The organism is Kitasatospora sp. NPDC004531 (genome assembly GCF_053602195.1).
In genome coordinates this window covers 1-5,293 of sequence record NZ_JBSGDD010000178.1, presented here as the reverse complement: position 1 = coordinate 5,293, position 5,293 = coordinate 1, and the positions used below count along the sequence as shown (strand labels likewise).

The following is a 5,293-nucleotide window of genomic DNA, read 5'->3' as shown; positions in this document are numbered from 1 at the left end:
GTTCCCACTCGGCATCCGTGAGATCTCCCCGCCCCATACCCGAACCAACGAGCAAGGCAGGTGACAGTCACATGATCGACCGGACAAGTCCTAGCACCGCCACGGTGTCGGTGGTGGCGGGGCTTCGGCTCTTCAGCGCGGCCGGTCCGGGGCGGGGTCCTCGTCCAGCAGCGGCCGGATCGCGCCGAGGACCGCGCCGATGCAGACGTCACGCAGTTCGGCTCGGGTGCAGTGCGGGTCGATCAGCCAGTCCACGCACAGGACTTGGACGAATACCAGCCAGCTCTTCAGGACGCCGGACACCGCCTGCCGGGCCCGGTCGCCCGCGATCGAGAGCACGCCGAGCAGCCGCTCGCGCAGGGCGTCGAGCTCGTCGGCCATGATCGTCTGGACCAGCCGGTCGCCCGCCAGCACCCGGTTCGCGGCGAGCACGGTGTTGCGGTTCTCCGCGAAGTACTCGATGTGCGCGTCCAGGCCCTGGGCGAGCTGCTCGACCAGGGAGTCGGCGGGGTCGAACCGCGTACTGGCGAGCAGTTGCTCGGAGACCTGCTGGTACAGGGCGGCGAACAGGTCGCGCTTGCTCGCGAAATGCCGGTAGAGCAACGCCCGGGAGACTCCCGCGTGCTCCGCGACGTCCTCCATCAGCACCTCGTCGTACGGTTTCGCGGCGAACAACTGCGCGGCGACGCCCAGGAGTTGAGCACGACGGTCGGCGGGGCTGAGGCGCTGTCGAGGAGGCACGACCCCATGCTACTTGACACGTGTCTACTGGCGGCGCGTAGCCTGGGAGCACTGGTTGACACGTGTCTACTATCCGGGGGGTGGCACTGCCATGACGAAAGCCAAGGCACTGCGGGGTCTGATGCTGACCATGGGCTACGCGTGCGTGGCGATCGGACTGTTCCACGTCCTGGCCGGCAACGCGGCGATCCCCGGCGAGAGTTCGGCCGGCGCGACCGTCGACAGCCTCGGACGCTTCTTCGGCGCGATCTTCGCCGGCTACGGCATCGCCTGGCTCCGGGCCGCCCGACAGTCCCCGATCCGCCCCGCCACCGTCCGCGGCCTCGCCGGCATCTTCTTCCTCGGCGCCGTCGGCCGACTCCTCTCCCTCGCCGTGCACGGCTGGCCGCACTGGTTCCAGATCGCCCTCGGCGTCGTCGAACTGACCCTGCCGCCCCTCTTCCTCCGGCTCGCCACCGACGCCGACACCGCCACCAGCACCACCTGACCCGCCACCGTCGGCGCACCACTGCGGGTCGGCGGCGCTACGGTGCGTCGGCGGGGGCTGCGAGGGGGCGGGTGGTCTCGTGGACGCGGCGGAAGCGGCCGTCCGCGGCGAACTCGCCGAAGAGGTGGACCTCCAGGTGGAGCGTGGAGCCGTCCTTCATGAGGATGGCGGCGGTGTGGCGGTCGGCGTACTGGTCGCCGTCGAAGAGCTCCTGGTGCACCTCGATCGCCCCGGAGGCCACGGTTTCGCGGAGGCCGGCGATGTGGGCGAGGAAGGCTTCGCGGTCCAGCGGGTTGCCGTCGGTGTGCTGGACGTAGTCGGGGGTGATGTGGCGCTCGGCGGCCTCGTCCAGGTCGAGTTCCCGGGAGAAGACGAGGTCGGCGAGGGCGGCGCGGATGTCGGTGCGAGGCATGGTGCGCGCTCCCGGTTCTCTGGCGGCGGCGCCGAGGGTCCGCCGCCGATGCTTCGACGTCCCTTGTGCCGAGGGAAGTTTCCTGCGTCGCGACGCTACCCGCCGCCGGTATGCGGCCGGTACAGCGCCGGTACAGCGCGCCAAGTCGGCCCGGGCCTCACTCGTAGGGCCACACGTCGTCGGGGAACACCCGGGCGAACCAGTGGGGTTGGACGTCGCGCAGCCGCAGCGTCCGCCACCGGGTCGGGTCCTCGGGGAGCGGCACGCCGACCTCGACGTCGGGGCCGTACGCGAACAGCCGCTCCTGGCAGACCCCGCAGGGGGCGAGCACCCAGAAGCCCCGGCCGCCGTCGGCGGCGGTGACGCACACCGAGGCCACCACCCGCCGGTCGAGCTTGAACGCCTCGCAGATCGCCCCGGTCTCGTGGCACAGCCGCACCGCGTTGTTCGGCGGCTCGGGCGCGGTGCTGGTCAGCACGGTGCCGTCGTCGAGGCGCAGCGCGGCGGCGCCGGCCCACTCCCGGCCGGGGAAGCGGCGGCGGGTCAGTTCGATCGCGGCGTCCACGAGTTCCTGGTCGATGGCCATGCGCGGCACGTTACCGGGATGTGAAAACCCGTTGCCAGCGGTTTCCGGGCCCGACCACACTCCGGGCCATGACGACACAACTCGATGAGCTCAAGCGCGGTTTGAAGATCTACCTGCAGGACGCCCGGGACGCGGTGCTGTGGAAGCTGGAGGGCCTGTCGGAGTACGACGTGCGCCGCCCGGTGACGCCGTCGGGCACGAACCTGCTCGGCGTGGTCAAGCACCTGACGGGCGCGGAGGCGGTCTATCTCGGCGAGAGCTTCGACCGTCCCTTCGAGGGCGCCCCGGGCCTGTGGTTCGCGGGCACCGCCGAGCCCAACGCCGACCTGTGGGCCCGCCCGGAGGAGAGCCGCGAGGCGCTGATCGCCGAGTACCGCCGGGTCTGGGCGCACTCCGACGCCACCGTCGACGCCCTGCCGCTGGACGCGCCCGGCCGCATCCCCTGGCCGCCGCACAATCAGCTGCCCCTGCACCGGATGCTGCTCCACGTGGTCGTCGAGAGCCAGCGCCACACCGGGCAGCTCGACCTGGCCCGCGAGCTCCTCGACGGCTCGACCGGCCTGCGCCCGGGCGACCCGGTCCTCCCCGAGGTCTCCCCCGACTGGTGGCCCGCCCACTTCGCCCGCGTCGAACAGGCCGCCCGCGAAGCCGCCCGCGCGGCCGGTGAGAGCGTCCCGCCCGGGAAGTGAGGCCGGGCCGACCGTCCTGCCGCTGCGCCTCCGGGCCCCTTTTCGGTCGTATCCGGCCGAAAAGGCCCCGCCGCGCGGGCGCCGACACCTACCGTGGAAGGGATTCCGCCCCGGTCCGGGGCGGAACGGGGTGATCGATGCGCACGGAGGAAGGAAAGCCATGGGGGTACGTGCACGGCTGCGCGGCGGCGCGGTCACGATGGGGGCCGCGGTGCTGGCGGTCGGGGCCCTGGGGGCCGGGGTGGCCCCGGGTCGGGCGGCGGCTGCCGACCAGTGGCGGCCGCAGCCGGGGACGCTGTACATCTCCGACCTGCCGAAGACCGAGTCGTGGCGCGCCAACCCGACCTCCCGGGGGTGGGGCGACGACTTCGACTGCCCGGCGGGCTGGCCCGCCGAGCCGGCCGAAGTCAACGTGTGGCACCGGGACTTCAGCACCGCGGAGACCGCGCTCGCCCAGCAGAAGGTGGCGGTCTTCGACACCGAGGCCGAGGCCGCCGCCTTCGCGGACAGGGCCCGGCGGGACTACTTCGCCTGCGCGCACGCCCCGCAGCAGCCCGGCGTGACCGCGACCTACTTCGACCACGGGGTGATCAACGTCGAGGAGGGCGCCACCCTCCAGGGGATGCACACCTTCGACGCCAACGCCACCGAGCGCCCCGACGACAACTACCTGTGGGGCGTGGGCCGCGACGGCGACACGGTGACGCTGGTCCTGTGGCGGAGCTACTGGGGCGATCCGCCGGTGATCCCGTGGAAGAACACCCTGAACACCGCGGTGAAGAAGCTGTACTGACGGCCGGAGCCCGAACCGGCCGTGCGGCAAGGGCGGTTGACGCACCGCCGGCCGCTCCCGGGCAGGAGCGGCCGGCGGCAGGAGCGGGCGCGTCAGCTGTCGAAGCCGAGGCCCAGGCTGTCCATGGTCTTGAGCCAGAGGTTGCGGCGGCCGCCGTTGCGGTCGGCGCGGTCCAGCGACCACTTGGTGAGGCCGATCCCGGCCCAGCGCACGGGCTCGGGCGGGAAGGGCAGGGGCTTGCGGCGGACCATCTCCAGGGCGGTGCGTTCGGTGCGGCGGCCGGCCAGCAGGTCGAGCATGACCTCGGCGCCGAACCGGGTGGCGCCGACGCCGAGCCCGGTGAAGCCCGCGGCGAGGGCGACCTTGCCGCGGTAGGCGGTGTCGAAGAACGCCGAGAACCGGGTGCAGGTGTCGATCGCGCCGCCCCAGGCGTGGGTGAAGCGCAGGCCTTCGAGCTGCGGGAAGGTCTCGAAGAAGTGCGTGGCGAGGGTCTGGTACGTCTGCGGCCGGTGGTCGTACTCGGCGCGGACCTTGGCCCCGTAGTGGTAGACGGCGTCGTAGCCGCCCCACAGGATCCGGTTGTCGGCGGACATCCGGTAGTAGTGGAACTGGTTGGCGCTGTCGCCGATGCCCTGCCGGCCCTGCCAGCCGATCGCGGCGAGCTGTTCGGCGTTGAGCGGCTCGGTCATCATCGCGTAGTCGTACACCGGCACGGTGTACGGCCGGATGCGCTTGACCAGCGAGGGGAACACGTTGGTGCCGAGCGCGACCTGACGGGCGAACACCCGGCCGTAGGAGGTGCGCACGGCCATGCCGGGGCCGGATTCGGCGATGTCGGTGGCCTTGGTGTGCTCGTAGACGCGCACCCCGAGCCGCTCGCAGGCCTGCTTGAGGCCCCAGGCGAGCTTGGCGGGGTGGAGCATGGCCACGCCGTCCTTGTCCCACAGCGCGCCGAGGTAGGTCGGGGAGGCGACCTGGGCGCGCACGGCGTCGGCGTCGAGGAGTTCGTAGTCGCCGTACTGCTGGGCGAGTTCGTACAGTTCGGCGAGTTCCTCGACCTGGTGCGGTTCGGTGGCGACGTCGAGTTCGCCGGTGCGCTCCCAGTCGCAGTCGATGCCGTGCGCGGTGACGGCGTCCTCGATGGACTGCAGGTTGCGGGCGCCGAGCTGTTCGAGGGCGGCGAGTTCGTCCGGCCAGCGCTCGTGGCCGTTGCCGAGGCCGTGGGTGAGGCTGGCGGCGCAGAAGCCGCCGTTGCGGCCGGAGGCGGCCCAGGCGATCTCCTGGGCCTCGATCAGGACCACGTCGCGGCCGGGGTCGCGCTCCTTGGCGATCAGCGCGGTCCACAGGCCGCTGTAGCCGCCGCCGACGACCAGCAGGTCGCAGCGCTCGTCGCCGGTGAGCGCCGGGTTGGCGGCGGGGCGGCCGGGGTCCTCCAGCCAGAACGGGGTGGGCTTGGCGTCCCGCAGGGCGTGTACGGGGTCCATGTTCTCTCCAGGTCCGAGATCAGGCGGTCCGCGTAGGCGGTGATCCGCATCATCCACTGGCGCAGGTTGGACTTGAACACCGGGAAGTTGCCGCGCTCGGA

7 protein-coding genes are annotated in these 5,293 nt (G+C 72.2%); 3 read left to right on the top strand and 4 right to left on the bottom strand.

Features of this window, described 5'->3' with window-relative positions:
• Nucleotides 1-132 precede the first annotated feature (132 nt).
• Entirely contained in the window at nucleotides 133-741 is a 609-nt protein-coding gene (locus ACWEMJ_RS33670; protein ID WP_452140944.1) for a TetR/AcrR family transcriptional regulator, read from the bottom strand.
• Between the two features lie 91 nt (nucleotides 742-832).
• Here ACWEMJ_RS33670 and ACWEMJ_RS33665 point away from each other — a divergent pair, with 91 nt between their 5' ends.
• A complete protein-coding gene (locus ACWEMJ_RS33665) occupies nucleotides 833-1,228 on the top strand; it encodes a DUF4345 domain-containing protein (protein WP_452140943.1) in 396 nt (131 codons plus the stop codon).
• Nucleotides 1,229-1,265: 37 nt separating this feature from the next.
• On the opposite strand, the gene ACWEMJ_RS33660 is transcribed toward ACWEMJ_RS33665, so the two are convergent.
• Together ACWEMJ_RS33660 and ACWEMJ_RS33655 are read right to left on the bottom strand one after the other, a co-directional pair.
• The gene (locus tag ACWEMJ_RS33660) at nucleotides 1,266-1,640 is read right to left on the bottom strand and encodes a nuclear transport factor 2 family protein (RefSeq protein ID WP_452140942.1); all 375 of its coding nucleotides are present in this window, start codon (nucleotides 1,638-1,640) and stop codon (nucleotides 1,266-1,268) included.
• A gap of 157 nt (nucleotides 1,641-1,797) precedes the next feature.
• Nucleotides 1,798-2,226: a cytidine deaminase gene (locus ACWEMJ_RS33655; RefSeq protein WP_452140941.1), complete on the bottom strand. Its 429-nt coding sequence runs from the start codon at nucleotides 2,224-2,226 to the stop codon at nucleotides 1,798-1,800.
• A gap of 68 nt (nucleotides 2,227-2,294) precedes the next feature.
• Here ACWEMJ_RS33655 and ACWEMJ_RS33650 point away from each other — a divergent pair, with 68 nt between their 5' ends.
• Both ACWEMJ_RS33650 and ACWEMJ_RS33645 read left to right on the top strand, forming a co-directional pair.
• Nucleotides 2,295-2,915 (top strand): DinB family protein, encoded by a 621-nt coding sequence (locus ACWEMJ_RS33650; protein WP_452140940.1) that lies wholly within the window; start codon nucleotides 2,295-2,297, stop codon nucleotides 2,913-2,915.
• A gap of 160 nt (nucleotides 2,916-3,075) precedes the next feature.
• The gene (locus tag ACWEMJ_RS33645) at nucleotides 3,076-3,708 is read left to right on the top strand and encodes a hypothetical protein (RefSeq protein ID WP_452140939.1); all 633 of its coding nucleotides are present in this window, start codon (nucleotides 3,076-3,078) and stop codon (nucleotides 3,706-3,708) included.
• Nucleotides 3,709-3,800: 92 nt separating this feature from the next.
• On the opposite strand, the gene ACWEMJ_RS33640 is transcribed toward ACWEMJ_RS33645, so the two are convergent.
• Entirely contained in the window at nucleotides 3,801-5,192 is a 1,392-nt protein-coding gene (locus ACWEMJ_RS33640; RefSeq protein ID WP_452140938.1) for an NAD(P)/FAD-dependent oxidoreductase, read from the bottom strand.
• Nucleotides 5,193-5,293 lie beyond the last annotated feature (101 nt).